Source organism: Streptomyces sp. NPDC020845 (assembly GCF_044334165.1).
Taxonomy (GTDB): Bacteria; Actinomycetota; Actinomycetes; order Streptomycetales; family Streptomycetaceae; genus Streptomyces.
The window spans coordinates 1-25,299 of record NZ_JBIRSJ010000015.1 but is presented as its reverse complement, the minus strand read 5'-3'; the positions used below and the strand labels follow the sequence as shown (position 1 = coordinate 25,299).

The window sequence follows — 25,299 nt, the reverse complement described above, 5'->3', positions numbered from 1 at the left end:
GCCATGTGCATCTGACCTGCGGCGAATGCACAGCTACCCATAGGTTGTGTAACAGCCGGGGCTGGGTGGACGGAGTGTCAGAGTCGGGTCGTGGCCGTGTCACAGCCTTGTCACAGAAACGGTTCCGGCGGGCCGTCCTCGTGGGGGGCGGGCGGGGGAAGGGGCCTTCGGCGGGTCAGGTCAACGGCAGCCGGTAGAGCCCGCCGTCGAGCGGTTCCACGAGGCCGTCGGCGATCAGCCCGTCCAGCGCCCGGGCCCGCTGCACCGGCTCGTCCCAGACCTTGTCGAGCGCCGCCTGCGGCACCGGCGCGACCGCCTCCCGCAACACCGCGAGCAGCTTGCCGCGCACCTGACGGTCCGTACCGGCGTAGGTCTGGCCGCGGCGCGGCGGTCCGTCGTGTGCCGGGGAACCGGCCGCCCGCCAGGCGCACTGCGCGGTGATGGGGCAGCGCACGCAGTCCGGCGTGCGCGCCGTGCACACCAATGCGCCCAGCTCCATCGTCGCCGCGGCCCAACGGGCGGCCGTCGGATCGTCGTCGGGGAGCAGCGCGCGGGCCAGCTTGCGCTCGGCGGCGGTCGTGGCGTCCGGCGGGAACTCCCGGCCGCCGACGGCGCGTGCGAAGACCCGGCGGACGTTGGTGTCCATGACCGCGTGCCGCTGCCCGTACGCGAACGAGGCCACGGCCGCCGCCGTGTACTCGCCCACACCGGGCAGCGCCAGCAGCTCCGCGTGTTCGGTGGGAACCTGACCACCGTGCCGCTCCCGTATGGCGGCCGCCGCGCCGTGCAGGCGCAGTGCGCGCCGCGGATAGCCGAGCCGCCCCCAGGCGCGGACGGCCTCGCCGGGCGGTTCCGCGGCCAGGTCCGCGGGGCTCGGCCAGCGGGCGAGCCACTGCTCGTACACCGGCAGCACCCGGTTCACCGGGGTCTGCTGGAGCATGAACTCGCTGACCATCACGCCCCATGGGCCGGCTTCGGGGCGGCGCCAGGGCAGGTCGCGGGCATGGGCGTCGAACCAGTCGATGACGGGGCTGTGGAGCGCGGTCCCGTTGGGGCGGCTGGCGGAGGGCGCGGAGTCAGCGGGGATGGCAGTCATGTCACGAACGATCCTGGCACGTCGCCCCACGGCCCCGGAAACGCCGGGCCTACTCGGGGCGTGTCAGGAGCCGTGCGGGTGGGCCTGACTTTCGTCAGGGGCGGTGGCGTACTCCCGCTTGTAGCGTCAGTGACGGCAGTGATTGATAAGGAATGGCGGGTGCGGATGGGGAACGAGCCGACGATCAGGGTGCTGCTCGCGGACGACGAGGCGATGATCCGCGCCGGGGTACGGGCCGTCCTGGCAGCCGGCCCCGGTATCGAGATCGTCGCCGAGGCGGGCGACGGGAGGGAGGCGGTGGAGGCGGCGCGCGCCCATCGGCCGGATGTCGCGCTGCTGGACATCAGGATGCCCCGGCTGGACGGGCTGTCGGCGTGCGAGGAGATCCGCCGTACGTTGCCGGACACCGCGGTCGCCATGCTCACCACCTTCTCCGAGGACGCGTACATCGCCCGGGCACTGGGCGGGGGCGCGACCGGCTTCCTGCTGAAGGCAGGAGACCCGCATGAACTCATCGCGGGGGTACGGGCGGTGGCGGGCGGCGCGGCGTTTCTGTCGCCCAAGGTGGCCCGCCATGTGATCACCGAACTCGGTGGCGAGCGCCTGACCCGAGGTGCCGCGGCCCGCGCCCGTACGGACGTCCTGACCGCCCGGGAGCGCGAGGTGCTGGCACTGGTCGGCGCGGGCCTGTCGAACGCGGAGATCGCCCGGCGGCTGCACCTGGTCGAGGGCACGGTGAAGGGGTACGTCAGCGCGGTCCTGGACCGCCTGGAGGTCGGCAACCGCGTCCAGGCGGCCATCGTGGCGTACGAGGCGGGGCTGGTCGCCGACGCGAGGTAGGGCGGGGGCGTAGGGCGGAGGTCGTAGGACGGGGCCGTGGGAGGGGCCGTAGAGCGGGTCCCGGTCGGGATCCGGGCGGGATCCGGGCGGGATTCGGTCGGATAATGAGAAAACCGGGTCGGAGACCGGTGGTTATTGGCGGGCGTCGCTTCGGATCTCTCGTAGAGTTTCCGCGTGGGATCTCTGCGCAATCCGATCGGGCCGCTTCCCTCCTCCATTTACTGGCGGCGGAGGGCTGTTGCGCTGGCCCTTTTCATTGTCATCCTCCTGCTCGTCATCTGGGCCTTCGGGTGGGGCGGTTCCGGCGGCGACGGCGGGAGAGACGAGGGCAAGGGGTCGGGCGGCGGTGGCGCCGCGAGCACCATCACCCCGGGGCCCACCTCCTCCACGCCCGTCAACAGCCAACGGCCGGGCGGCCGCGACGAGTCGGATGACGGCGGGACCGGCACCGGCACCGGCGACAGCGATGGCGGCGGCAGCGGTGACGGCGGTGACGGTGGCACCGGTGGCGGCAGCGGCGCGGGCGACGCCGGAGGCGTCGGCGGCGGTGGTGGCGGTGGCGGGACCGGCGGCGGCCTCGGCATCGGGGACGGGCGGAGCGTCCCGGCCGGGTCCAGCCTGCCCGCCTGCACCCGGAGCGCGGTCGAGCTGACGGTGCGCAGCGTCAAGGACTCGCGGGTGAAGAACACTTACGAGCCGGGCGAGGAACCGACGTTCGAGCTCACCGTGAAGAACTCCTCGGACACCGCCTGCAAGGTCGACTTCGGCCGGGCGTCGGCGACGCTGACCATCACGGACTCCGAGAACGACCATGTGTGGGCGTCCGACGACTGCCCGGAGGGCAGCAAGTCCGTACTGGTCGAGGTGGCGGGCAACGGCCAGACCAAGCGCACCGTCCACTGGGACCGCAGGCGCAGCGTCGAGAACTGCGCGACGCCGGCCGGCAGCGTTTCGGCCAAGGGCGGTACGTATCTGGTGGAGGCGAAGGTGGAGGGTCTGGGCACCGCGCGGGTGTCGTTCGTACTGGACGAGGACTGAGGACCAGGGGCTGACCAGGGGCTGACCAGGGGCTGGCCAGGGGCTGGGCCAACCAATCAGCCGGGCAGGGCTGGGCCAACCAATCAGCCGGGCAGGCACGGGACATACCGTGCCTGCCGGACCGGACGTACAGCTGGACCCGGTTAGACGTACCGCTCCAGGATCGAGGACTCCGCCAGCCGCGACAGCCCCTCGCGCACCGACCGGGCCCGCGCCTCGCCCACGCCGTCCACCATCTGCAGATCGTCCACGCTCGCCGCGAGCAGCTTCTGCAGTCCGCCGAAGTGCTCCACCAGCCGCTCGATGATGGCGCCCGGGAGCCGCGGCACCTTCGCCAGCAGGCGGAAACCGCGCGGCGAGACCGCGGAGTCGAGGGTTTCGGGCGAGCCACTGTAGCCCAGGGCGCGGGCGACATTGGCCAGTTCGAGCAGTTCGGGGTGGGTCAGCCGGTCCAGTTCCGCCAGCGCCTCGGGGACCGTACGGGTGCGCTTGGCGGTGGGCTCGGGGACGTAGTCCCGCACCACCAGCTCGCGCTCCGGCTCGACGCCCGCGATCAACTCGTCGAGCTGGAGCGACAGCAGACGGCCGTCGGTGCCCAGCTCCACCACGTACTCGGCGATCTCGGTGGCGATGCGGCGGACCATCTCCAGCCGCTGCGCGACCGCCGTCACATCGCGGACCGTGACCAGGTCCTCGATCTCCAGGGCCGAGAGCGTGCCCGCGACCTCGTCGAGGCGGAGCTTGTAGCGCTCGAGCGTGGCCAGGGCCTGGTTGGCGCGGGAGAGGATCGCGGCCGAGTCCTCCAGGACACGCCGCTGCCCGTCCACGTACAGGGCGATCAGCCGCATCGACTGGCTGACGGACACCACCGGGAAGCCGGTCTGGATGGAGACGCGCTGCGCGGTGCGGTGGCGGGTGCCGGTCTCCTCGGTGGGGATCGCGGCGTCCGGGACGAGCTGCACGCCCGCCCGCACGATCTTGGTGATGTCCTTGTCGAGGATCAGCGCGCCGTCCAGCTTGCACAGCTCGCGCAACCGGGTCGCGGTGAACTCGACGTCCAGGACGAAGCCGCCGGTGCACAGCGACTCGACGGTCTTGTCCGTCCCGAGCACGATCAGCCCGCCGGTGTTGCCCCGCAGGACGCGCTCGAGGCCGTCGCGCAGCGCCGTGCCGGGGGCGACGGCGCTCAGAGAGGCGCGCATCAGACCGTCGGCTTTGCCGGGAGCCGCTGCCCGGTCGCCTGCTGCCACTGCACTCCTCCGTCGCAAGGTCATTCGCTGCCGCGGGCCGCCCTGCTGTGCCGGTGCGCGGGCTACGTACGGGCGAGACCAGGGCAAAGTCTACCGGCGGTCACCGCCCTCCCGCCGGGTCTCCCGGCGTACGCCCGTGGGCGGGAGCGGGAGCGCGGCATCCGCGCCCGCGCTCACCAGGCCGGGTCTCAGCCACTCGGCTCGTCCTTGGGCGCTCGCTCGGCCCGCTTGCTCCGGGGCAGTACGCGTAGTGCGTCCCCTATGTCCGCCACCTCAAGCACCCGCATACCGGCCGGGATCTTCCCCGGGTCGCCGGGCACCAGGGCGTGGGTGAAGCCGAGCCGGGCCGCCTCGGCCAGCCGCCGCTGCACGCCCGTGACCCGCCGGACCTCTCCGGCCAGCCCCACCTCGCCGATCGCCACCAGGTTCTTCGGCAGCGGGGTGTCGCTCGCCGCGCTGGCCAGCGCGAGCGCCACGGCCAGATCCGCCGCGGGCTCGGAGAGTTTCACACCGCCGACCGTGGCGCTGTAGATGTCCCGCTTGCCCAGCGCGCTGATCCGGCCGCGCTGCTCCAGGACGGCGAGCATCATCGACACGCGCGAGGTCTCCAGGCCGGAGGTGGTGCGGCGGGGGGACGGGATCTGGGAGTCGACGGTCAGCGCCTGCACCTCGGCCACCAGCGGCCGGCGGCCCTCGAGGGTGACGGTCAGGCAGGTGCCGGGCACCGGCTCGTCGCGGCGGGTGAGGAACAGCCCGGACGGGTCGGCGAGGCCGGTGATGCCCTCGTCGTGCAGTTCGAAGCAGCCGACCTCGTCCGTCGCCCCGTAGCGGTTCTTCACGCCGCGCACCAGGCGCAGCCGGGCATGGCGGTCGCCCTCGAAGTGCAGCACCACGTCCACCAGATGCTCCAGGAGGCGGGGGCCGGCGATGGCGCCGTCCTTCGTCACATGGCCGACCAGGAGCGTGGACATACCTCGCTCTTTGGAGGCGCGGATCAGCGCCCCGGCCACCTCCCGCACCTGGGCCATACCGCCGGGCGCGCCGTCGATCTCGGGGGAGGCGACGGTCTGGACGGAGTCCAGGATCAGCAAGGACGGCTTGACGGTGTCGAGATGGCCGAGGACGGCCGACAGATCGGTCTCGGCGGCGAGATACAGATGCTCGCTCAGCGCGCCGATACGGTCGGCACGCAGCCGCACCTGGCTCGCCGACTCCTCACCCGTGATGTAGAGGGTCCGGTGGTCGTCGCTGGCGGCCTTGGCGGCGACGTCCAGCAGCAGCGTCGACTTGCCGACCCCCGGCTCCCCGGCCAGCAGCACCACGGCGCCGGGCACCAGGCCGCCGCCGAGGACACGGTCGAGCTCGTCCACGCCCGTGGAGCGGGCGGTGGCCTGACGGCCGTCCACCTGCCCGATGGGCACGGCCGCCGAGGTGACCCGGCCGGGCGCGGTCGTCCGGACCGCGGGCGCGCCGAACTCCTCGACCGTGCCCCACGCATGGCACTCGGGGCAGCGGCCGAGCCACTTGGCGGTGGTCCAGCCGCATTCCGAGCAGCGGTAGGAGGGCCGGTCCTTGGCGGACGAACGGGAGGAGCTACGGGCAGCCATGCCGTAACGCTAGCGCCGCGCACTGACAGCCGGGCGGTCAGGCGGGCACTGCTGCGCGCGTAGCAGATCCCGGGCGCGGAGGCGGGACACCTGTCCCCTTATGAGGGAGATGGTCACCCGTAAGGGTTAAAACAGCGCAAGTAGCGCGATGGAGTCTGCATCATCCGCCTACCGTCACCGGGTGATGAGCAGCAGGCCCGAGCACTCGACACACTCGCCCGGCGCGCCCGGCGCATCCGGTCCGTCCAGCGCATCCGGCGCCCCCGGTGCGCCGCGTCGTGCGCCGCGCGCTTCCGCCGCGCACCCCCAGCGTCCTCCCGCGCGCTACGAACCGTATCTGGACGGCCTGTTCACCTACTGCCTGTCGGTCCTGTGCGAGCACGACGCCGCGACCGCCGCGCTCGGCGAGGCGCTTGCCGTCGCCGAGCGGCAGCACGGGCGGGGACGGGGGCGCGTGGCCGCCGAGGGCGAGCTGCGCCGGCCCTGGCTCTACGCCCTCGCGCGCTGGGCCTGTCTGCGCAAGCTCGCCGAGCGGAAAGACCTGAAGGGCCCCGCGGACCAGGGGGACCAACGGCACGAGGGGGACCAACGGCATGAGGGGGGCCAACGGCGCCAGGGCGACCAACGGCATGAGGGCGACCAACGGCATGAGGGGGGCCAACGGCACCAGGGCGACCAACGGCATGAGGGCGACCAACGGCGCCAGGGCGACCAACGGCACCAGGGCGACCAACGGCACCAGGGGGACCAACAGCACCAGGGGGGCCATGGCGACCATGGCGAGCGTCGGGACTCCGGGGCCCTCGGCCCCCCTGGAGGCCGGGCCAAGCTCAGGGCCGCCCCCGGGCCCGGCGGGATCGAGCAGCGGGTGGGCGGCCGGCCCCGGCCGCCGGAGGTGCCGGCCCAGCGGCGCCACCACGACCGGCGCGCCCCGGTCACAGCCGCATCGCCGCCCCCGGTTTCACCCACCGCCGCGCAGCGCCGCCGTGAGCTGGCCGCGCTCGCGTGGCCCGAGGCCGCCGGGACCACCCCCGAGCAGCGCGAGGCGCTGGAGCTCGCGGTGCGTCACCGGCTGAGCCCGAGCGAGGTCGCGGCGGCGCTCGGCAAGGAGCGCGACGAGGCCCGCGCCCTGCTCGCCAGCGCGGCCTGTGAGGTGGAGCGCACGCGCGCCGCGCTCGCCGTCGTCGAGCTCGGCCACTGCCCCGTCGTCGCCCGGCTCGCGGGCGACACCCAGGTGCTGCTCTCCGCCGCGCTGCGCCGCGAGCTCGTACGGCATGTGGACGACTGCCGTGAGTGCCGCGGGATGGCCGAGCGGGCGACGGCGGGCGGCCCCTGGCCGGGTACGGCGGCGGCCCCCGCGGCCCTGCCGGTGCTGGAGGCGCCGCGTGCCGCCGTGCACGCCGCGATGGTGGGCGCCCAGCGCGCGCGCCCGGCGCGCGCCGCCTCCCGGCCGCGCTTCGACCGGCGCGGCTTCCCCCTGGACCCGAAGGACCAGGCCGCGCGCCGCAGCCGGACGCGCAGCCGCGTGCTGACCACGACGGTGGTCGCCTCGGTCGTGGCGGCCCCACTGCTCGCGCTGTGGGCCGCCTACCGGGGCACCCCGACGGCGGGCGACGGCCACGACACGGACTCCGTGGCCGCCGCCAACGCGGACGGGGCGGCGGAGCGCACCCCCGACCGGCCCGGCGGCGAGCCGACCGGGGGCTCGTACAGCAAGGCGGGCAGCGCGCAGGACCGTTCCGGCGCGCCGCTGAAATCCCGCCGCGATGGCACCGCGGGCAAACAGTCGCCGGACGTGTCCGTGGAGGTCGTCGGCGGCGATACGAACGGAGACGGGGCCGGGGGAGCGAAGGGCGATCGGTACGGAAACGGGGAGGCGGAACGGTCCGGCACTTCGACCGGCGGGCGGCCGGGACCGCGAGCCACGCCCAGCCCCCCCGGCTCCGGGGGCAGGCCAGGCCCCGGGCGGACCGAGCCCGGCCCCGGGCGGCTGACGGTCGAGGCGCAGCCCAGCGGCGACGTCACGGTCATCACGCTCAGGGCCTCGGGAGGCGCCCCGGTGCGCTGGTCGGCGTCCGCCGACGCGGCCTGGCTCCAGCTGAGCCATACGGCCGGGGTGCTGCGGCCCGGCGAGACGACGACGATCACCGTGTCCGTGGACCGGGACCGCGAGCCGCCCGGGCACTGGAGAGCTCGGGTCGGGGTGGATCCGGCGGGGGCGGTGGTGGTGATCGAAGGCCGTGGCGCGGAGCCCGAGCCCACCCCCGAGCCCTCGGACCCGCCGGGCGGGCCCACGCCGACCTCGGGCGACACACCCCCGGCGCCCGCCGACACGCCTTAGGCCGCCAGCCGGTCTTCTTTGCCGGTCAGCTCGTCGGGTCCGCCGGGTGCGGGGCCACGAGCGGCAGCGAGGACGCCAGCCGCTGCTCGCAGAGCTCGGCCAGCCGGTCGTAGCCCTCCTTGCCCATGAGCTCCGTCAGCTCCGCCCGGTACGACACGTACACCGGCTCCCCGCCGCCGTGCGCTGAGGTCGCCGAGGTGCACCACCAGTGCAGGTCATGCCCGCCGGGGCCCCATCCGCGCCGGTCGTACTCGGCGATGGTGATCTGCAGCACACGCGTGTCGTCGGGCCGGTCGATCCAGGTGTACGACCTGCGGATCGGCAGCTGCCAGCAGACGTCGGGCTTGGTCTCCAGCGGCTCGCGGCCCTCCTTGAGCGCGAGGATGTGCAGCGCGCAGCCCGCGCCGCCCTTGAAGCCCGGCCGGTTCTGGAAGATGCACGAGCCCTCGTAGCGGCGGGTCTGGCGCTCGTCCTCCTCATCGCCGGCCTGGGTCCAGCCCGTCTTGTGCCCCACGTCGTGGAACTGCCAGATGTCCGGTGTGAGCCGGGCCACATGGTGCCCGACGCGCTCCTCGTCGTCCTCGTCGGAGAAGTGCGCGCCCAGCGTGCAGCAGCCGTCGCTGGCGCGCCCCGCCTGGATGCCCTGGCAGCCCTGGCCGAAGATGCAGGTCCAGCGCGAGGTCAGCCAGGTCAGATCGCACCGGAAGACCTGCTCGTCGTCGGCGGGGTCGGGGAATTCGACCCAGGCGCGGGCGAAGTCCAGGCCGACCTCGTCATCGGCCGGGTCGAACGCGATGACCACGCCGTCCACGCCGTCCTGGCCGGCCAAGTCGGTTACGTCGGTCACGTCGGTCACGTCGGCGGTGGCCGTCTCGGCCTCGCTGTGCTGCCCGGCCGCCTCGGGACGCCGCTTCCGGACTTTGTCCTGCTTCGCCTTTTTCGTCTTTGCCACGCGCCAAGGGTATGCCTATGCCCAGCGCGTAAAGGCCCAGGCCCGTACCTGACAAGGCGATATGGGCAGTAGCGTTCTGGCCATGAGACTCGGTGTCCTGGACGTGGGTTCTAACACGGTCCATCTGCTGGTGGTGGATGCGCACCCGGGAGCACGCCCGCTGCCCGCCCACTCGCACAAGGTTGAGCTCCGGCTGGCGGAGCTGCTCGACGACGGTGGGGCCATAGGGGCCGATGGCGTCGAGCGCCTGATCGCCGTGGTCAAGGAGGCGCTGCAGGCCGCCGAGGACAAGGGCGTCGAGGACGTGCTGCCCTTCGCCACCTCCGCCGTCCGGGAGGCGACCAACGCCGAGGATGTGCTGTCCCGCGTCGCCGACGCGACCGGGGTGCGGCTGCGGGTCCTGACCGGCGACGAGGAGGCGCGGCTCACCTTTCTCGCGGCCCGCCGCTGGTACGGCTGGTCGGCCGGAAAGCTGCTGGTCCTGGACATCGGCGGCGGTTCGCTCGAGATCGCGTACGGGCTGGACGAGGAGCCGGACGCGGCCGTCTCGCTGCCCCTGGGCGCGGGCAGGCTGACGGCGGGCTGGCTGCCCGGCGATCCGCCCAGCCCGGAGGATGTACGGGCGCTGCGGCGGCATGTACGGGCGCAGATCGCGCGGATCGTCGGCGACTTCAGCCGCCACGGCACGCCGGATCACGTCGTCGCCACCTCCAAGACCTTCAGACAGCTGGCCAGGATCGGGGGCGCGGCACGCTCCGCCGAGGGCCTGTACGTACAGCGCCGGCTGACCCGCCAGGCGCTGGAGCAGTGGGTGCCGAAGCTGGCCGCCATGCCCGTCGACAAGCGTGAGCAGCTGCCGGGCGTCTCCGACGGGCGGGCGCCGCAGCTGCTGGCGGGGGCGCTGGTCGCGGAGGCCGCGATGGATCTGTTCGGGGTGGAGGACCTGGAGATCTGCCCGTGGGCGCTGCGTGAGGGCGTCATCTTGCGACGCCTGGATCACCTGCCGGGATGACGCCGTGACCTGCGCTGATACCCGTACCGCCGGTGGCGCCCGGGGTGGCGCGGCGAGCGGTGGCGGTTTAGCCGTCCGGGGGAGCGCCGTACCCTGTCCCTCGTGACAGAGCCAGTGGTGCGCATCCCGGATGCGAAAGTCGCGCTGTCCACGGCCTCGGTCTATCCGGAGTCGACGGCAACGGCCTTCGAGATCGCCGCACGCCTCGGCTACGACGGTGTCGAGGTCATGGTGTGGACCGATCCGGTCAGCCAGGACATCGAGTCGCTGCGCCGGCTTTCCGACTACCACGAGGTGCCGATTCTCGCCGTGCACGCGCCATGCCTGCTGATCACTCAGCGGGTGTGGTCGACCGACCCATGGGTGAAGCTGCAGCGTGCGAAGGCGGCCGCCGAGCGGCTCGGCGCCTCCACCGTCGTGGTCCACCCGCCCTTCCGGTGGCAGCGCGCGTACGCCCGGGAGTTCGTGCGCGGAATCTGGCGGATGGCGGGCGAGACGGATGTGCGGTTCGCCGTCGAGAACATGTACCCGTGGCGCTACCGCGACCGGGAGATGCTCGCGTACGCGCCCGACTGGGACGTCACCCACGACGACTACCGCCACTTCACGATCGACCTCTCGCATACGGCGACCGCCCGTACGGACGCGCTCGGCATGGCGGACCGGATGGGCGACCGGCTGGCCCACCTCCACCTCGCCGACGGCATGGGCTCCAACAAGGACGAGCACCTGGTGCCGGGGCGCGGCACCCAGCCGTGTGCCGAGCTGCTGGAGCGGCTGGCCGCGACCGGCTTCGACGGCAATGTGGTCGTCGAGGTCAACACCCGGCGGGCGATGTCCACGGCCGAGCGCGAGGCCGATCTGGCGGAGGCGCTGGCCTTCACCCGGCTCCACCTCGCCTCACCGAACTCGGCTGTCTCATCGGACTCGGGTATCTCGCCGAACTCGGCCGCCTCGTCGACCAGGGCGGTGCCCGGCTCGTGACCCCGGCCCTGCCCTCGCAGTCCCCCGCTCCGCGCCGCCGCGGCCGTCCACCCCGTACCGAGGGCGCCGCCGACGCCCCCGCGGCGCGCGACCGGATCCTGACCGCGGCGCGCAACGAGTTCGCCGAGCGCGGCTACGACAAGACCTCGATCCGCGGTATCGCGAAGGCGGCGGGGGTGGACCCGGCCCTGGTCCACCACTACTTCGGCACCAAGGACCAGATCTTCGGGGCGGCCGTCGAGCTGATCTTCGCACCCACCCTGGCCGCCCCGGACGCGGTGCACGGCGGCAGCCGGGAGGGGGCGGGCGAGCGGATGGCCCGCTTCATGTTCGGCGTCTGGGAGAACCCCGTCACCCGCCTGCCGCTGCTGGCCGTGATGCGCTCCGCGCTGACCAACGAGGCGGCGGCCGCGGTCCTGCGCGGCATGATCGAGCGTCGGCTGCTGCTGCGGATGGTGGTCGAGCTGCATGTGCCCAACCCGGAGTTCCGGGCGCAGCTGGCGGCCAGCCACATGATCGGGATCGCGATGCTGCGGTATGTGATCCGGATGGAGCCGATGGCCTCCGCGCCCGTGGAGGACATCGTCGCCATGGTGGGGCCGACGCTCCAGCGCTATCTGACCGAGGACTGAGCGCGCTGTCCGGCCGAGGACTGAGCCGGCCGTACGTCGGTTCGTCGGTACGGGCCACCCGAGGGCCGGTACGGGCTGCCCGAGGGCTGAGCCACACGTCTTGGGATCCGGACGCACCGTCCGTATCCCGGATGTGAGGCGTAGGCTCAGGAGACTCAAGAACACTCAAGAACCCGGACTACCGGGACGACCCGGAAACGAGGGAGTGGAGCACCGTGCCCGAGCTGAGGTCCCGCACCGTCACCCATGGCCGCAACATGGCGGGCGCCCGAGCCCTTATGCAGGCCTCGGGCGTAGCGCGCGAGGACTTCGGCAAGCCGATCATCGCGGTGGCGAACAGCTTCACGGAGTTTGTGCCGGGCCACACCCACCTCCAGCCGGTCGGCCGGATCGTCAGCGAGGCGATCCACGCCGCGGGCGGCATCCCGCGCGAGTTCAACACGATCGCCGTGGACGACGGCATCGCCATGGGCCACGGCGGAATGCTCTACTCCCTGCCCTCCCGCGACCTGATCGCCGACTCGGTCGAGTACATGGTCGAGGCCCACTGCGCGGACGCGCTGATCTGCATCTCCAACTGCGACAAGATCACGCCCGGCATGCTGATGGCCGCGATGCGGCTGAACATCCCCACCGTCTTCGTCTCCGGCGGCCCCATGGAGTCGGGCCGGGCGACCCTGGTCGACGGCACCGTCCGCAAGCTCGACCTGATCACCGCGATCTCCGAGGCCGTCAACGACAACGTCTCCGACGAGGACATCGCCCGGATCGAGGACAACGCCTGTCCGACCTGCGGATCCTGTTCCGGGATGTTCACCGCGAACTCCATGAACTGCCTCACCGAGGCGATCGGCCTGTCCCTCCCCGGCAACGGCTCGGTGCTCGCCACCCACACCGCCCGCAAGGCGCTGTACGAGACCGCCGGCCGCACCGTCGTGGAGATCACCAAGCGCTACTACGAGCAGGACGACGAGACCGTCCTGCCGCGCGCCGTCGGCTCCCGCGCCGCCTTCGAGAACGCCATGGCCCTCGACATCGCCATGGGCGGCTCGACGAACACGATCCTGCACCTGCTGGCCGCCGCCCAGGAGGCCGGGCTCGACTTCGACATGAAGGACATCGACGCGCTCTCCCGCCGTCTGCCCTGCCTGGCGAAGGTCGCCCCGAACGTCGCCCCCGGCGGCGTCTACTACATGGAGGACGTCCACCGGGCCGGCGGCATCCCCGCGATCCTGGGCGAGCTGTACCGGGCCGGGCTGCTCAACGAGGACGTGCACACCGTGCACTCGTCGTCGCTCGCCGACTGGCTCAAGCAGTGGGACATCCGCGGCGGCTCCCCCTCCGCCGAGGCCGTGGAGCTCTTCCACGCCGCCCCCGGCTGTGTGCGCTCCGCGACCGCCTTCTCGCAGTCCGAGCGCTGGGGCACCCTGGACACCGACGCCGAGAACGGCTGCATCCGCGACATCGAGCACGCCTACTCCAAGGAAGGCGGCCTGTCCGTCCTGTACGGCAACCTCGCCGAGGACGGCTGTGTGGTGAAGACCGCGGGCGTCGACGAGTCCATCTGGACCTTCGAGGGCCCGGCCGTGGTCTGCGAGTCCCAGGAAGAGGCCGTCGAGAAGATCCTCGGCAAGCAGGTCAAGGAGGGCGACGTCGTCGTCATCCGCTACGAGGGCCCCAAGGGCGGCCCCGGTATGCAGGAAATGCTCTACCCCACCTCCTTCCTCAAGGGCCGGGGCCTGGGCAAGGCCTGCGCGCTGATCACCGACGGCCGCTTCTCCGGCGGCACCTCCGGCCTGTCCATCGGCCACGCCTCGCCCGAGGCGGCCTCCGGCGGCACCATCGCCCTGGTCGAGGACGGCGACCGGATCCGCATCGACATCCCCTCCCGCACCATCGAGCTGCTGGTGAGCGAGGACGAACTGGCCGCCCGGCGCGAGGCCCTGGGCGGCGTGTACGCGCCGAAGAACCGCGACCGCAAGGTGTCCGCCGCGCTGCGGGCGTACGCGGCGATGGCGACCAGCGCCGACAAGGGCGCGGTGCGGGACGTCAGCAAGCTCGGCTGACACACGGCCGCTGTGCCTGGGCCCGGACGCGAGCCGTCCGGGCCCAGGCACGTCCGGGCCCCGGGCACGTTCGCCCCGCCGGTTCTGCGGCGCGTCGTCGATCAACAGGCAGTCAGTCAGCAGTCAGTCAGCAGGCAGTCAGCAGTCAGTCGATCAGCAGGCAGGCAGTCAGCAGGCGGTCGATCAGCAGGCAGTCAGTCAGCAGGCGGTCGATCAGCAGGCAGTCAGTCAGCAGCCAGTCGATCAGCAGGCGGTCGATCAGCAGCCAGTCGATCAGCGGCCAGTCACCAGCGGGCCGGGTCCCGTCCCGACACCCCGAAGACCGTGCCGTCCGGCGCCGATCCGTACACCTTGCCGTCCGCTGCCACCGGCGCGGGCACCAACACCAGATAGCTCTTCTGGGCCTTGCCCGTACGCGGCGGGGTCTGCCCCAGCAACTCGCCCCCCACCGCATCGACGGCGAGCAGCCGCCCGTCCGCCGCCGAGAAGTACAGCCGGTCGCCTGCGGCCACCAGCGGCGACGAGTTGCCCACGGAGGTCTCCATCCGCCAGCGCTGCGCCGCGGCCGGATCCGTACGGCGCGGGTCGACCGCCACCAGACCGCCGTCCGCGCACAGCAGGTAGACCAAGCCGCCGCGCACCGCCGCGCTGGTCGCGGACACCGGCTTGGCCAGTGCGACGCGGTGTTCGGCGCGGTGCGCCGGGTCGTACCGGACGACGGTGGCGGTACGGGTCTGGTCGTCGGTCCCGGTGAGGTACAGGACCCCCGCGGAGTCGGCGCCCGCCGGGGTGAGATTGCCGCGGAACGACCGCTGCCAGCTGGTCGTTCCGCGCGCCGTGTCGACCGCCGTGACCAGCGTGTGGGACCCGTCGGCCGACGTGGTGAGCGCGTATGCGGTGCGGCCGTCGCCGTACGAGACGAACGCCGGGTGGGTGTGGCCGGGGACGGTATGGCTCCAGCGCTGTTTGTTCGTGGCCCCGTTGACGGCCGTGACCATGCCGTCCGCCGCGACCAGCAGCACGGTGTCCCCCGAGGGGTAGACCCGCCCCTCGTACGAGGCCACGTCACGGCTCCAACGGGGGTGCCCCGTCTTCGGGTCGAACGCCCGCAGCCGCGACCCGTCCGGCGACACCACCTGGACCAGGCCGCCGGAGAGCGCGGGGGCGGTCGGCGTGCCGTCGTGGGCGCGGTTCGCCTCGGCCGGCTGCCACCACAGCACCTTGCCGTCGGCCGGGTCGAGGCGGGCGGCCTCGACACCGCGCCCGGCGCAGTACAGCGCGCCGCCTCCGTACGAGCAGAACGCCGCCCGGGTGCCATCGCCTTGCGCGCCGCCGGAGCCGTCGGCGGGCAGCGTGCCCTTCCACGGCCGCCAGGCCGCCGCCTTCGTGGTGCCGCCCGGCTGCTGATGCGCCGAGCGCTGCCCGTCGTTGTCCCGCTGCAAAGCCCAGACCGTGCCCGCGCCGAGCATCACGGCGGCCAGCACCCCGACCGTGATCCACCGCCGCCGCGCCGTCTTGTGCCGCCGCTCTGCCGTGGCCGTGCGCACCGAGTCCGGCGAGCCGGCCGAGCCCGCCCTGATCCGTGTGTCGGCGTCCCGGCCTGTGGAGGCCACGGCGTCATCGGGCACTGAGCCATCAGTCACGGCGCCATCGGCGACGGGCTCCGTACCGCCGGTGGGGAGCTCCGTACCGGCCTCGGCGTCCGTGCCCGCATCGGTGCCCGCATCGGTGCCCGTACCGGTCTCGGTATCCGTACCGATTTCGGCGTCCGTCACGCTGCCGCCGTCGTCATCGCCCCACAGCGGCCCCGTACCGCGCCCGCGCTGGGCGGGTACGCGGGGGAGCGGGCCGCGCAGGGCGGGCGGATGGGGGCCGCCGATGGCGCGCAGGACCGTCATCAGCGCGTCGGGCGTGGGGCGTTCGGCGGGGTCCTTGGCCAGGCAGCGCTGTACGAGCGGCAGCAGCTCGCGTGGTACGCCCGCCAGATCCGCCTCGTCGTGCACGACCTGGTACGCCACGATGTACGGGCTCTCGGACTCGAAGGGCCCGCGCCCGGTCGCCGCGTGCACCAGCACCGACCCCAGCGCGAACACATCGGCCGCGGGCCCCACATGGCGTGGCCGCTGGAACTGCTCGGGCGCCATGAACGGCGGCGTGCCGATCAGCTTCCCCGTCTCCGTGCGCAGTTCGCTGTCGGACGGCCGCGAGATGCCGAAGTCGATGACCTTCGGCCCGTCCGCGGCGAGCAGCACATTGCTCGGCTTCAGATCGCGGTGCACCACGCCCGCGCGGTGGATGTCGCGCAGCGCCTCGGCGAGTCCGGCGGCCAGCCGCACCAAGTCCTCGGTCGGCAGCGGGCCGTTCCGCTTGACGTGTTCGGCGAGGGTGGGGCCGGGGATGTAGAGGGTGGCCATCCAGGGCCGCTCACCGCCGGGGTCGGCGTCCACGACGGGCGCGGTGAACGCCCCGCTGACCCGCCGGGCCGCCGCCACCTCCTGCCGGAACCGCGCCCGGAACTCGGGGTCTTCGGCGAACTCCGCGTGAACGACCTTCACCGCGAGGCGCCGGCCCGAGGCCGAGCGCGCCAGGTGCACCACCCCCATGCCGCCGGAGCCGAGGCGCGCCTCGAGCCGGTACTGACCGGCGTACTCCGGATCCTCCGCTTCCGGGCCTGTCCCGGCTCTGCGCACCGGCGGCATTCCCCACCCCCGTGAATTCGGCCGCAGTCGCGACTCGGCGAGCCTAGTCGATGACACGTGCGAGCCCTGTTAGCCTCCGCTGGTCGTGTCACGTAACGCGACATGTGCACAAGATGTGCACAACTTCGGAATGAAGTTCGACGGGGGAGGGCCAATAGCCATGGAAGAGACCGTGGGGACAACCGACGCAGAGACGGCCGTTGAGGCAGAGACGGTCGAGGTGGGGACGGTTGAGGCGACGACGGTCACCTATCCGATCGCACCCGGCTACCAGGTGAACGTCCGCAGCGGCCCCAGCACCACCAGCAAGCTGATCAAGGTGCTGCCGTACAACACCCGTGTCCCGATCCGCTGTCAGCGCCGCGGGCAGAAGATCTCGGGTCCGTACGGCACGACGGACATCTGGGACAGCATCGCGCCGGGGCAGTACGTCTCCGACGCGTATGTGAAGACCGGCAGCGACGGGTTCATCACCGTCGTCTGCGCCGGCTGACCGCATACGGCTGAAGCGACTGGTCCGGCCGGCCCGACTGGCCCGGCCGGACCCGGGCCGTCAGCGCTCCGCGGTCGCGCGTGGCGTGGGCTTCGCGGACTTGGTCGCCGTACCGGACCCCGCGTCCTTGGTGCCCGGGGTCTTCGTGTCCGAAGTCTTCGTGCCCGCGCTCTTCGTGCCCGGGCTCTTCGAGTCCGAAGTCCTGGCATCTGGAGTCTTGGCACCTGGAGTCCTGGCATCCACGGGCTTGGCGTCCGGGTGGCGCGGGTCGACCGAGAAGAGCGTCGCGTCGCTCGCCACCCCCACGATCGAACCGTCCACCCGGAGCACCTGGGACGATTCCATGCCGCCGCCCGAGCCGCTGTAACTGCTGTGCGGCGCGGTCTGCCACAGCTCCTCGCCCGTCCGCAGGTGCAGCGCCAGCAGCCGTCCGCTGCCGCTGCACAGATACACCGTGTCCTCGGCGGTCGAGACGATCGGCATGCCCAGCCGCTCCACCGTCGTCTGCCGGCTCCACAGCTGCTTGCCGCTGTCCACGTCCACCGCGGTGACCCGGCCGCTCTCCTGGACGAAGAAGAGCCGGCCGTCGACGAAGGCCCCCATGCCCTGTGCGTACTTCGGGAGCGGGACCCGGCGCTGCTCACCGGTGCGGATGTTCAGCCGGAGGAGGTAGCGGTACGCACCGTTGTCGCCGTCGGTCACCATCGGGAGGATCAGCAGGTCGTCGCCGTCGAGCCCCAGACCGTCCTCGGTGTCCTTCAGCCGGGCCAGCTTGGTGGCGGACCCATCGCGCTCGTCGAGCCGCACGATGGTCGACCACAGGACCGCTTCCTCGTCGCTGTCCCAGCACAGGCCGAACGGCACGTCCCCGTACGTGACGGGCGAGCACTCCTGCCCCTTGGGGATCCGGTACGTCCACCGGGTCTTGCCGGTCGCCTGGTCCCGGGCGATCAGGGACCGGTCGTCGGGGCCGCTGGAGATGACCATGTCGTCGAAGAGGGCCGAGTCGAGGCCCGTGCTGATCGGCTCGGCCCACTTCTTGTCGCCGGAGTCCGCGTCCAGGGCGATGAGCTCGGCGGTCGTGTCCGACGGGGAGTTCTGGACGTAGACCAGTCCGCCGTGCACCCCGACCGGTTCCGAATCGTTCATCCCGATGTCGCGCTTGACCAGCGAGTCGGCACTCCAGTCGAGGTGCCCCGTCAGGGCGTCGACGCGGGCCGTCGGGAAGCCGTCGCCGCCGCAGTAGAGCTTGGTTTCCTGCCGTGTGCAGTGCGGGGTGACATCGCCGCTGACATCCACCAACTCGTGCCCCGGGCCCAGGTCTTTGGTGGCTTGGGTGAGCGACAGCTGCCACGGCCGCCAGCCCTGAGGGAGCGGGATCGCCCGAGGCGTGTCGGTCGACGGGCCGCTCGTACGGACCCCACTGCCGCCGTCGTCGCCGGGCGAGTACAGCACGAAGGCGCCGCCGCCCAGGGCCAGCGCCGCGACGGCGACCACGGCGGCGAGGACCGGGCGGCGCCGTCGGGCCCCGCCCCATGTCGGCCAAGTGCCCTGATCCGCGCCCGCTTTCCCGGCGTTCTTCCCCTCGCTCTTCTTCTTGTCTTTGCCGGATCCGCCGTTTGAGCCGCTGTTTGAGCCGCCGTTTGAGCCGTCCCCCGAGCCGTTGCCCGAACCAGTACCCGACCCGCCCCCTTCCGTACGAACCGCGCCCTTGGCAGGCAGTTTGTCCAGCAGCCGCACCAGTTCGGCGATGCCGGGCCGGTCGTCCGCGGCCTTGGCCAGACAGCGCTCCACGATGCCGCGCAACGGCTGCGCGATCTCGCTCAGCGCGGGCGGCTCGTGCACCACCTGGTACGCGGTGAGATACGGGCTCTCACCGTCGAAGGGACCCTTGCCGGTCGCCGCGTACACCAGCAGCGCGCCGAGCGAGAAGACGTCCGAGGCCCCGGTCACCTCACGGGGTCTGCTCAGCTGCTCGGGGGACATGAAGGGGGGCGTCCCCATGACTCGTCCGGTCACCGTCAGCGCCTGGTTGTCAGCCGCCCGGGAGATCCCGAAGTCGATGACGCGCGGGCCGTCGTCGGCCATCAGCACATTGGCGGGCTTGAGGTCGCGGTGGACCACACCCACCCGGTGGATGTCGTGCAGCGCCTCGGCCAGGCCCAGCGCCAGCTGCCGCAGCTCGGCCGCGTTCAGCGGGCCGTGTTCGGTCAGCCGCTCGGAGAGCGTCGGCCCTGGTACGTACAGGGTCGCCATCCAGGGGCGTTCGGCGTCCGGGTCGGCGTCCACGACGGGCGCGGTGAACGCGCCGCTCACCCGCCGGGCCGCCGCGACCTCCTGCCGGAAGCGGGTCCGGAACTCCTCGTCCTCGGCGAACTGCGCGTGCACCACCTTGACCGCGACCTGTCGGCCCGAGGCCGAACGTGCCAGATAGACGACGCCCATCCCGCCGGAACCGAGCCGGTCCAGCAGCCGGTAGTCGCCCATGGTCTTCGGATCACCGGCGCTCAGCGGCACCGCAACCCCTCCCCGAGTGCCTGTCGGCACGGAATGTGCGCGTACGTAGATGTGAAGGTGTGAAGCTGCCTCAGCCTAAAGGGCGGGTCGCATGGGCGGCAGACCGATCCCGGGCAACGAACGGCCTCGATCGGGCATCGGAAGGACATCGGGGGGAACCCTGAGAAGTCCCTGACACTCCCCCAACTACCCCGTAAATGGCCCGGTTCGCTTTGACGCGCGCTACGGCGGCTGCCAGCGTGATGGACAGGAAGCTCTCAAGGAGACGGGACAGCCGAATGAACGGCGAAGCCGCAGGAGTGGTCGGCGCAGGCGGAACTTTCCTGCTCCTGATCGTGGTCGTCTGGCAGATCGCCGTCACATGGCGGGCCCGGATGCTGAGCGCACGCGAGGAGCAGTACAAGCAGTTGGCGCTGAAGTACGCGAAGCTGATGGAGGACAACCTGGAGTTGCACCGCCGCAGCCTCGACGAACTGACGCAGGCCCGGCTCTCCATCGAGGCGCTGGAGAAGCGGACGCACGCGATCGAGTGACCGGGGGACGGAGACCACGCGGTGCGGGTCCTCGGCGTCCATGACGCCGAGGACCCGCACACCTGTTGTTACGGCGATGCGCGCCTAAGCCAGAGCCCGCTCATCAGCGGCATCAGCGGCATCGGCGGCATCAGCGGCATCAGCGGCATCGGCGGCATCGGCGGCATCGGCGGTGTCAGTGGCATCGGCAGCACCGTCGGCATCGTCGGCGCTGTCCCGGCTGACCACCGCGTTGTGCCGCTCGGCCCACGTGGCCAGCGCCATCTCGCATGCGTGGTCCACATGCCGCAGCCCGCTCAGATCCAGCCGCACCTCGCGCTCGCGGGGCAGCGCCTCCAGCTCGTCGAGCAGCTTGGGCAGCCGCAGGAAGGTGGCGTTGCCCAGCACCTGTACGTGTACGGGGCGGTCCTCCGGCGCGTCCTTCAGCCCGGTCACCTCCAGCCCGGTCACCTCGACATGCACATGCGAGGTCTCCCAGGCCGACTTGGCGACCGCCATCAGCAGACCGATGATCACGCCCTCGAACATATTGGTCACCACGATCGCGCCCGCGGTCACCACCAGCACCACCGCCTCGCCGCGGTGCGCACGCCACAGCGGGACCAGGTCCTTGGTCGGGATCAGCTTCCAGCCCGCGTGCACCAGCACACCGGCCAGCGCGGCCACCGGGATGACGCCCAGCGCCGAGGGGAACAGCACCGCGAAGACCAGCAGCCACACGCCGTGCAGCACCCGCGAGGCCTTCGTCTTGGCGCCCGCCTGCACATTGGCGGCGCTCCGTACGATCACCGCGGTCATCGGCAGGGCGCCCAGCGCGCCACACAGCGCGTTGCCCGCGCCCTGCGCGATGAGCTCCTTGTCGTAGTCGGTCCGCGGGCCGTCGTGCAGCCGGTCCACGGCCGCCGCGGAGAACAGGCTCTCGGCCGAGGCGATCAGCGTGAAGGCGAGCACGGTCCCGATCACGCCGATCTCCGCGAGCTGCGCGAATTCACTGCCGCCGGGCGGCTGCACGGCGTCCAGCAGGCCCTGCACCTCGACCCGCGCGACGGGCAGGTCCATCCCCACCGTGGCCAGCGTGGCCAGTGCGACCGCCGCCAGCGGAGCGGGCAGCACCCGCGCGCCCGGCTTCCAGCGCGGCCACAGCACCAGTACCGCGATCGTTCCCACGCCGACGGCCACCGCCTTCATCGCGGTGTCAGACCCGGCCACATCGGCGATCAGACCGGGCAGCCCGCCCAGCTTGCCCAGGCCGCTGCTCGGCGCCTTGACGTCGGCGAGCGCGTACAGCTGTCCGGCGATCAGTACGAGGCCGATGCCCGCGAGCATGCCCTGGACGACCGCGACGGAGATCGCGCGGAACCAGCGCCCCAGGCGCAGCACGCCCATCGCCAGCTGGAGCACCCCGGACATGAGGACCAGGACGCCGAGGGCCGCGAGGCCGTATTCCGCCACCGCCTCGTACACAAGCACGGTCAGACCGGCCGCCGGCCCGCTGACCTGGAGGCTGCTGCCCGGCAGAAAGCCGGTGACCAGGCCGCCGACGATGCCGGTGATCAGGCCGAGCTCGGCCGGGACCCCCGAGGCGACCGCCACGCCCACGCACAAGGGCACGGCGACGAGGAAGACGACGAGTGATGCGGTGAAGTCGGCGCGGAATGTGCTGGCACGGGCGGAGGAGCCGTCGGCGCCGCCCGCTCCGCGGAATCGGTTGAGGAGAGTCTTCTGCAATGGCATGAGGGTTGCCTCCAGTGCGCCCAGACACCGGCAATAAGGGCAGGCGGGGGCGCGGCGTAGCGCTGCGTCAGTCGGGATCGATGGAATCGGTCAGGGCTGATGAGTTCGCTGGCTGAGGAGCCGCTGCTGAGCCTCTGGACTGCTGAGCCCCTGGACTTTTGAGCCGCTGGACTTCTGAGCCTCTGGACTTCTGGAGCTGCTGCTCACCTGAGAGGGAGCGTGATGAACCGGCCGCGACACTGCGGCGGGGCGGGCTGCCTCTCAGCAGCGGATGATCTGGAGGGAGACCGGCAGCTCGCCGGATCTCGACACCGGGACGGCCTGCCGTCCCGTGAGAGGCGCGACGGCCATGGTACGCGGCTCAAGCCGTCCGGCGTCGCAACCGCACACACATCCGGGTTTGCCGGTGGTGGTGGGTGCGGTGAGGGGTGCCCGGGCTCCGCGGAGCCCCTGGCAGTCGTCGGCCCCGGCGTCGTGATGCGCGGACGCGGTGACCTTGACGGCCGGCCGGGACTCGGCCACGGATGCGGTGGCCACGATCCGAGGGTGGGTGACCTGTGCAGATGCGCAGTCGGCGGCGATGAAGAGGGAGAGCAACACAGACACAACGGCAAACAGCGAACGGCCGGTATGCCTGATGGTCCCCACCATCGCCCCCCCTCTGGTCACGAGTTGGACACCGAACTCCATTATGTCCAAAGGGTCGTGGCAATTTGCAAGTCGCTATGTAACCGAACTGTGAACGCGGAGTCATCTAACGGGAGCGATCAGCTCCGATTGCCCCGGCGGACGCCCGCGCGGATGCGCCCCCTCGACGCGCCGGGCCCCGTACCGCCACCTGGACGCTTCACACATCTACCCCGCCCCCGGTGCGACGATGGCTCCGTACGCAACACCGCAATCCACGAGGTGAGCCGCACCATGACGGAGAAGGCGACGGAGAAGGCGACGGAGAAGGCGACGGAGAAGGTGACAGAGAGGGTCACGGAGAAGGTCGCCGTGCTCGGTACGGGCAAGATCGGCGAAGCGCTCCTCAGCGGAATGATCCGCAGCGGCTGGTCCCCGTCCGACTTGCTGGTCACGGCCCGCCGCCCGGAGCGCGCCGCAGAGCTCCGGGCCCGCTACGGCGTCGAGGCCGTCTCCAACGCCGATGCCGCCAAGATCGCCGACACCCTCATCCTCACCGTCAAGCCCCAGGACATGGGCGCCCTGCTCGACGAGCTCGCCCCGCACGTCCCCGCCGACCGGCTGGTGATCTCCGGCGCGGCGGGCATCCCGACCGCCTTCTTCGAGGCGCGCCTGGCCGCCGGCACCCCGGTCGTCCGGGTCATGACGAACACCCCGGCCCTGGTCGACGAGGCCATGTCGGTCATCTCGGCCGGCAGCCACGCCACCGAAGAGCATCTGGCACACGCGGAGGCGATCTTCGGCGGTGTCGGCAAGACCCTTCGCGTCCCCGAGACCCAGCAGGACGCCGCGACCGCGCTCTCCGGCTCAGGCCCCGCCTACTTCTACTTCCTCGTCGAGGCCATGACCGACGCGGGCATCCTGCTGGGCCTGCCCCGCGACAAGGCCCACGACCTGATCGTCCAGGCGGCGATCGGCGCGGCCGTGATGCTCCGCGACAGCGGGGAGCACCCGGTCAAGCTGCGCGAGGCGGTGACCTCCCCGGCCGGCACCACCATCAGCGCCATCCGCGAGCTGGAGAGCCACGGCGTGCGCGCCGCGCTGATCGCCGCCCTGGAGGCGGCCCGCGACCGCAGCCGCGAGCTCGCCTCCGGCAACGGCTGACGGGGACACCGGGGATACCGGGGCGGACGGGGACAGGGATAGGGATAGGGACAGGGACGGGACGAGGCAGAAAGGAGCCGACCCGGCCGGGCTCAGCCGGGCGGCAGCAGCCCCACCGCCTCGTAGGCGGCGTTCACCCGCGGCCGGGCCAGCCCCCGTGCCCGCTCCGCCCCCGCCCGCAGCACTCCGTCCACATACGACGGGTCGGCGCACAACTCCGCATGCCGGGCCCGGATCGGCCGCAACGTCTCCACCACCGCCTCGGCCGTGTCCTTCTTCAGCGCCCCGTACGAGGAGTACGCACCGGCCAGCTCCTCCGGCGTCCCGCCGCCGGTACAGGCCGCGAGCACATCCAGCAGATTGGCCACCCCGGGCTGCGCCTCCCGGTCGTACGCGACCTCGCTCCCGCTGTCCGTCACCGCCCGCATCACCTTCTTACGGACCGCGTCCTCCTCGTCGAGGAGATAGACGATGCCCGCCGCCTCGGCGTGCGACTTGCCCATCTTCGAGGTCGGGTCCTGCAGATTCATCACGCGGGCGGCGACCCGCGGCCGGGTCATCCTGGGCACGGTGAAGACCGGCCCGTACCGCTGGTTGAACCGCTGGGCCAGCGTCCGGGCCAGTTCCACATGCTGCGCCTGGTCATCCCCGACCGGCACCTCGTCCGTGCCGTACGCGAGGATGTCGGCGGCCATCAGCGCCGGGTAGGTGAGCAGCGACAGCCGCACGCTCCGGCCCCGTGCCTGCTCCCGTGCGACCTTCTCCTTGTACTGGATCATGCGTCGCATCTCACCGTCCGCGGCGGTGCACTCCATCAGATATGACAGCCGTGCGTGCTCGTCCACATGGCTCTGCACAAACACCGTGCAGCGATCCGGGTCGAGCCCGGCTGCCAGCATCAGGGTGGCCGCCTGCCGGGTGAGCCGCCGCATCCGGGCCGGGTCGTGCTCCACGGTGAGGGCATGCAGATCGACGACGCAGAAGACGGCGTCGGCATTGTGCTGGTCCTCCTGGACCCACCGCCGTACGGCCCCGAGGTAGTTCCCGAGCGTCAGATGGCCCGTGGGCTGGATCCCACTGAAGATCCGCGGCTGTGGTGCGTATGGCTGTGGCATGTCCGTGCCGTCTCCCGCCGTAGTCGGGACCGCCGCGGACCGGCTGGACCGGCTTGTGCGGGAGGGAGATGCACAAACGGCCGCCGGAGCGGCGGCCGTGTGGATGCGATGCGCGATAGTGGGCCGCCGGTCAGGCGGGCCACCACTGGTGAGTGCGCAACGCATGGTTCGTCATGGCCTCAGACCATACGCCCCTCCGGTACGCAAGACCACGTGGTTGATGGCCCCCGGAGCGTCGTGTACAGTTCTTCGGGTTGTCACAGAGCCGTACCGGTTCTTGGACAGCCGCTCGCGCCGCATCGGCGCAAACCACTACTGCACGGCCCCTCATCGGGATGGATTTCGGCGTGCCCGGAATTCGTCCGGGAGGCTCGATTATGAGCCTCGGAGGAAATCCGCTAAAGTAGTGGACACGCCGGAAGGCGCGAAAAACCCCGCTCCAACAGGGGGCCGGAAACGGAATTCGGACCGGGAACGGACCGGAAAACGGATCTGGTAAGGTTGGAAACACCGAAGGGAAGCGCCCGGAGAAACCGGTGAAACGGTTTCGAAGGAAGCGTCCGTTCCTTGAGAACTCAACAGCGTGCCAAAAGTCAACG

General features: G+C 71.9%; 19 protein-coding genes. 10 read left to right on the top strand and 9 right to left on the bottom strand.

The features are described from left to right. Positions 1–175: 175 nt before the first annotated feature. Entirely contained in the window at positions 176–1,096 is a 921-nt protein-coding gene (locus ACH4U7_RS35690) for an A/G-specific adenine glycosylase (protein ID WP_398531940.1), read from the bottom strand. 165 nt (positions 1,097–1,261) lie between these two features. Here ACH4U7_RS35690 and ACH4U7_RS35685 point away from each other — a divergent pair, with 165 nt between their 5' ends. After that, on the top strand, positions 1,262–1,936 hold the full coding sequence (locus ACH4U7_RS35685; RefSeq protein WP_398531939.1) for a response regulator: 675 nt from the start codon (positions 1,262–1,264) through the stop codon (positions 1,934–1,936). Positions 1,937–2,110: 174 nt separating this feature from the next. Beyond that, positions 2,111–2,974, top strand: coding sequence for a hypothetical protein (locus tag ACH4U7_RS35680; RefSeq protein ID WP_398531938.1), 864 nt, complete (start codon positions 2,111–2,113; stop codon positions 2,972–2,974). Positions 2,975–3,117: 143 nt separating this feature from the next. Here the strand turns inward: ACH4U7_RS35680 and disA are convergent, their stop codons facing one another. Both disA and radA read right to left on the bottom strand, forming a co-directional pair. Beyond that, positions 3,118–4,176: a DNA integrity scanning diadenylate cyclase DisA gene (gene disA / locus ACH4U7_RS35675; protein ID WP_055414262.1), complete on the bottom strand. Its 1,059-nt coding sequence runs from the start codon at positions 4,174–4,176 to the stop codon at positions 3,118–3,120. A 236-nt stretch (positions 4,177–4,412) separates the two neighbouring features. After that, positions 4,413–5,831 (bottom strand): DNA repair protein RadA, encoded by a 1,419-nt coding sequence (gene radA / locus ACH4U7_RS35670; protein ID WP_398531937.1) that lies wholly within the window; start codon positions 5,829–5,831, stop codon positions 4,413–4,415. 184 nt (positions 5,832–6,015) lie between these two features. Between radA and ACH4U7_RS35665 the strand changes: the two genes are divergently transcribed. Further along, the gene (locus tag ACH4U7_RS35665) at positions 6,016–8,172 is read left to right on the top strand and encodes a sigma-70 family RNA polymerase sigma factor (protein WP_398532191.1); all 2,157 of its coding nucleotides are present in this window, start codon (positions 6,016–6,018) and stop codon (positions 8,170–8,172) included. Positions 8,173–8,197: 25 nt separating this feature from the next. On the opposite strand, the gene ACH4U7_RS35660 is transcribed toward ACH4U7_RS35665, so the two are convergent. Then, positions 8,198–9,124, bottom strand: coding sequence for a hypothetical protein (locus ACH4U7_RS35660; protein ID WP_398531936.1), 927 nt, complete (start codon positions 9,122–9,124; stop codon positions 8,198–8,200). 82 nt (positions 9,125–9,206) lie between these two features. Here ACH4U7_RS35660 and ACH4U7_RS35655 point away from each other — a divergent pair, with 82 nt between their 5' ends. The 4 genes from ACH4U7_RS35655 to ilvD all read left to right on the top strand — a co-directional run bounded on the left by ACH4U7_RS35655 (position 9,207) and on the right by ilvD (position 13,818). Next, positions 9,207–10,136 (top strand): Ppx/GppA family phosphatase, encoded by a 930-nt coding sequence (locus ACH4U7_RS35655; RefSeq protein ID WP_398531935.1) that lies wholly within the window; start codon positions 9,207–9,209, stop codon positions 10,134–10,136. A 102-nt stretch (positions 10,137–10,238) separates the two neighbouring features. Beyond that, the gene (locus ACH4U7_RS35650) at positions 10,239–11,120 is read left to right on the top strand and encodes a sugar phosphate isomerase/epimerase family protein (protein ID WP_398531934.1); all 882 of its coding nucleotides are present in this window, start codon (positions 10,239–10,241) and stop codon (positions 11,118–11,120) included. Continuing rightward, on the top strand, positions 11,117–11,752 hold the full coding sequence (locus tag ACH4U7_RS35645) for a TetR family transcriptional regulator (protein WP_398531933.1): 636 nt from the start codon (positions 11,117–11,119) through the stop codon (positions 11,750–11,752). The genes ACH4U7_RS35650 and ACH4U7_RS35645 overlap by 4 nt, the downstream gene beginning before the upstream one ends. A 215-nt stretch (positions 11,753–11,967) precedes the next feature. Further along, positions 11,968–13,818 (top strand): dihydroxy-acid dehydratase, encoded by a 1,851-nt coding sequence (gene ilvD / locus ACH4U7_RS35640; RefSeq protein WP_398531932.1) that lies wholly within the window; start codon positions 11,968–11,970, stop codon positions 13,816–13,818. 284 nt (positions 13,819–14,102) lie between these two features. On the opposite strand, the gene ACH4U7_RS35635 is transcribed toward ilvD, so the two are convergent. Then, positions 14,103–16,517, bottom strand: a complete 2,415-nt coding sequence (locus tag ACH4U7_RS35635) for a PQQ-binding-like beta-propeller repeat protein (RefSeq protein WP_398531931.1) — start codon at positions 16,515–16,517, stop codon at positions 14,103–14,105. A 160-nt stretch (positions 16,518–16,677) separates the two neighbouring features. Between ACH4U7_RS35635 and ACH4U7_RS35630 the strand changes: the two genes are divergently transcribed. Then, on the top strand, positions 16,678–17,010 hold the full coding sequence (locus ACH4U7_RS35630) for an SH3 domain-containing protein (RefSeq protein ID WP_398531930.1): 333 nt from the start codon (positions 16,678–16,680) through the stop codon (positions 17,008–17,010). A 60-nt stretch (positions 17,011–17,070) separates the two neighbouring features. On the opposite strand, the gene ACH4U7_RS35625 is transcribed toward ACH4U7_RS35630, so the two are convergent. Further along, complete coding sequence (locus ACH4U7_RS35625) at positions 17,071–19,527, bottom strand: protein kinase (RefSeq protein ID WP_398531929.1); 2,457 nt, start codon at positions 19,525–19,527, stop codon at positions 17,071–17,073. A 278-nt stretch (positions 19,528–19,805) separates the two neighbouring features. On the opposite strand from ACH4U7_RS35625, the gene ACH4U7_RS35620 reads away from it, so the two are divergent. After that, the gene (locus ACH4U7_RS35620) at positions 19,806–20,060 is read left to right on the top strand and encodes a hypothetical protein (protein ID WP_014178574.1); all 255 of its coding nucleotides are present in this window, start codon (positions 19,806–19,808) and stop codon (positions 20,058–20,060) included. 84 nt (positions 20,061–20,144) lie between these two features. Here ACH4U7_RS35620 and ACH4U7_RS35615 read toward each other — a convergent pair whose 3' ends face one another. Continuing rightward, a complete protein-coding gene (locus tag ACH4U7_RS35615) occupies positions 20,145–21,794 on the bottom strand; it encodes a SulP family inorganic anion transporter (protein WP_398531928.1) in 1,650 nt (549 codons plus the stop codon). 261 nt (positions 21,795–22,055) lie between these two features. Continuing rightward, positions 22,056–22,331, bottom strand: coding sequence for a hypothetical protein (locus ACH4U7_RS35610; protein WP_398531927.1), 276 nt, complete (start codon positions 22,329–22,331; stop codon positions 22,056–22,058). Between the two features lie 384 nt (positions 22,332–22,715). On the opposite strand from ACH4U7_RS35610, the gene proC reads away from it, so the two are divergent. After that, positions 22,716–23,585 (top strand): pyrroline-5-carboxylate reductase, encoded by an 870-nt coding sequence (gene proC / locus ACH4U7_RS35605; RefSeq protein ID WP_398531926.1) that lies wholly within the window; start codon positions 22,716–22,718, stop codon positions 23,583–23,585. A gap of 92 nt (positions 23,586–23,677) precedes the next feature. On the opposite strand, the gene trpS is transcribed toward proC, so the two are convergent. Next, positions 23,678–24,700, bottom strand: a complete 1,023-nt coding sequence (gene trpS / locus ACH4U7_RS35600; protein WP_398531925.1) for a tryptophan--tRNA ligase — start codon at positions 24,698–24,700, stop codon at positions 23,678–23,680. Between the last annotated feature and the right edge of the window lie 599 nt (positions 24,701–25,299).

What these genes read in the sequence shown, in the direction of transcription:
- ACH4U7_RS35685 (WP_398531939.1), top strand. Translation starts at nt 1,262, where the DNA reads ATGGGGAACGAGCCGACGATCAGGGTGCTGCTCGCGGACGACGAGGCG.
- trpS (WP_398531925.1), bottom strand. Translation starts at nt 24,700, where the DNA reads ATGCCACAGCCATACGCACCACAGCCGCGGATCTTCAGTGGGATCCAG.
- ACH4U7_RS35690 (WP_398531940.1), bottom strand. Translation starts at nt 1,096, where the DNA reads ATGACTGCCATCCCCGCTGACTCCGCGCCCTCCGCCAGCCGCCCCAAC.
- ACH4U7_RS35615 (WP_398531928.1), bottom strand. Translation starts at nt 21,794, where the DNA reads ATGCCATTGCAGAAGACTCTCCTCAACCGATTCCGCGGAGCGGGCGGC.
- ACH4U7_RS35665 (WP_398532191.1), top strand. Translation starts at nt 6,016, where the DNA reads ATGAGCAGCAGGCCCGAGCACTCGACACACTCGCCCGGCGCGCCCGGC.
- ACH4U7_RS35620 (WP_014178574.1), top strand. Translation starts at nt 19,806, where the DNA reads ATGAACGGCGAAGCCGCAGGAGTGGTCGGCGCAGGCGGAACTTTCCTG.
- ACH4U7_RS35635 (WP_398531931.1), bottom strand. Translation starts at nt 16,517, where the DNA reads ATGCCGCCGGTGCGCAGAGCCGGGACAGGCCCGGAAGCGGAGGATCCG.
- radA (WP_398531937.1), bottom strand. Translation starts at nt 5,831, where the DNA reads ATGGCTGCCCGTAGCTCCTCCCGTTCGTCCGCCAAGGACCGGCCCTCC.
- proC (WP_398531926.1), top strand. Translation starts at nt 22,716, where the DNA reads ATGACGGAGAAGGCGACGGAGAAGGCGACGGAGAAGGCGACGGAGAAG.
- disA (WP_055414262.1), bottom strand. Translation starts at nt 4,176, where the DNA reads ATGCGCGCCTCTCTGAGCGCCGTCGCCCCCGGCACGGCGCTGCGCGAC.
- ACH4U7_RS35630 (WP_398531930.1), top strand. Translation starts at nt 16,678, where the DNA reads ATGGAAGAGACCGTGGGGACAACCGACGCAGAGACGGCCGTTGAGGCA.
- ACH4U7_RS35655 (WP_398531935.1), top strand. Translation starts at nt 9,207, where the DNA reads ATGAGACTCGGTGTCCTGGACGTGGGTTCTAACACGGTCCATCTGCTG.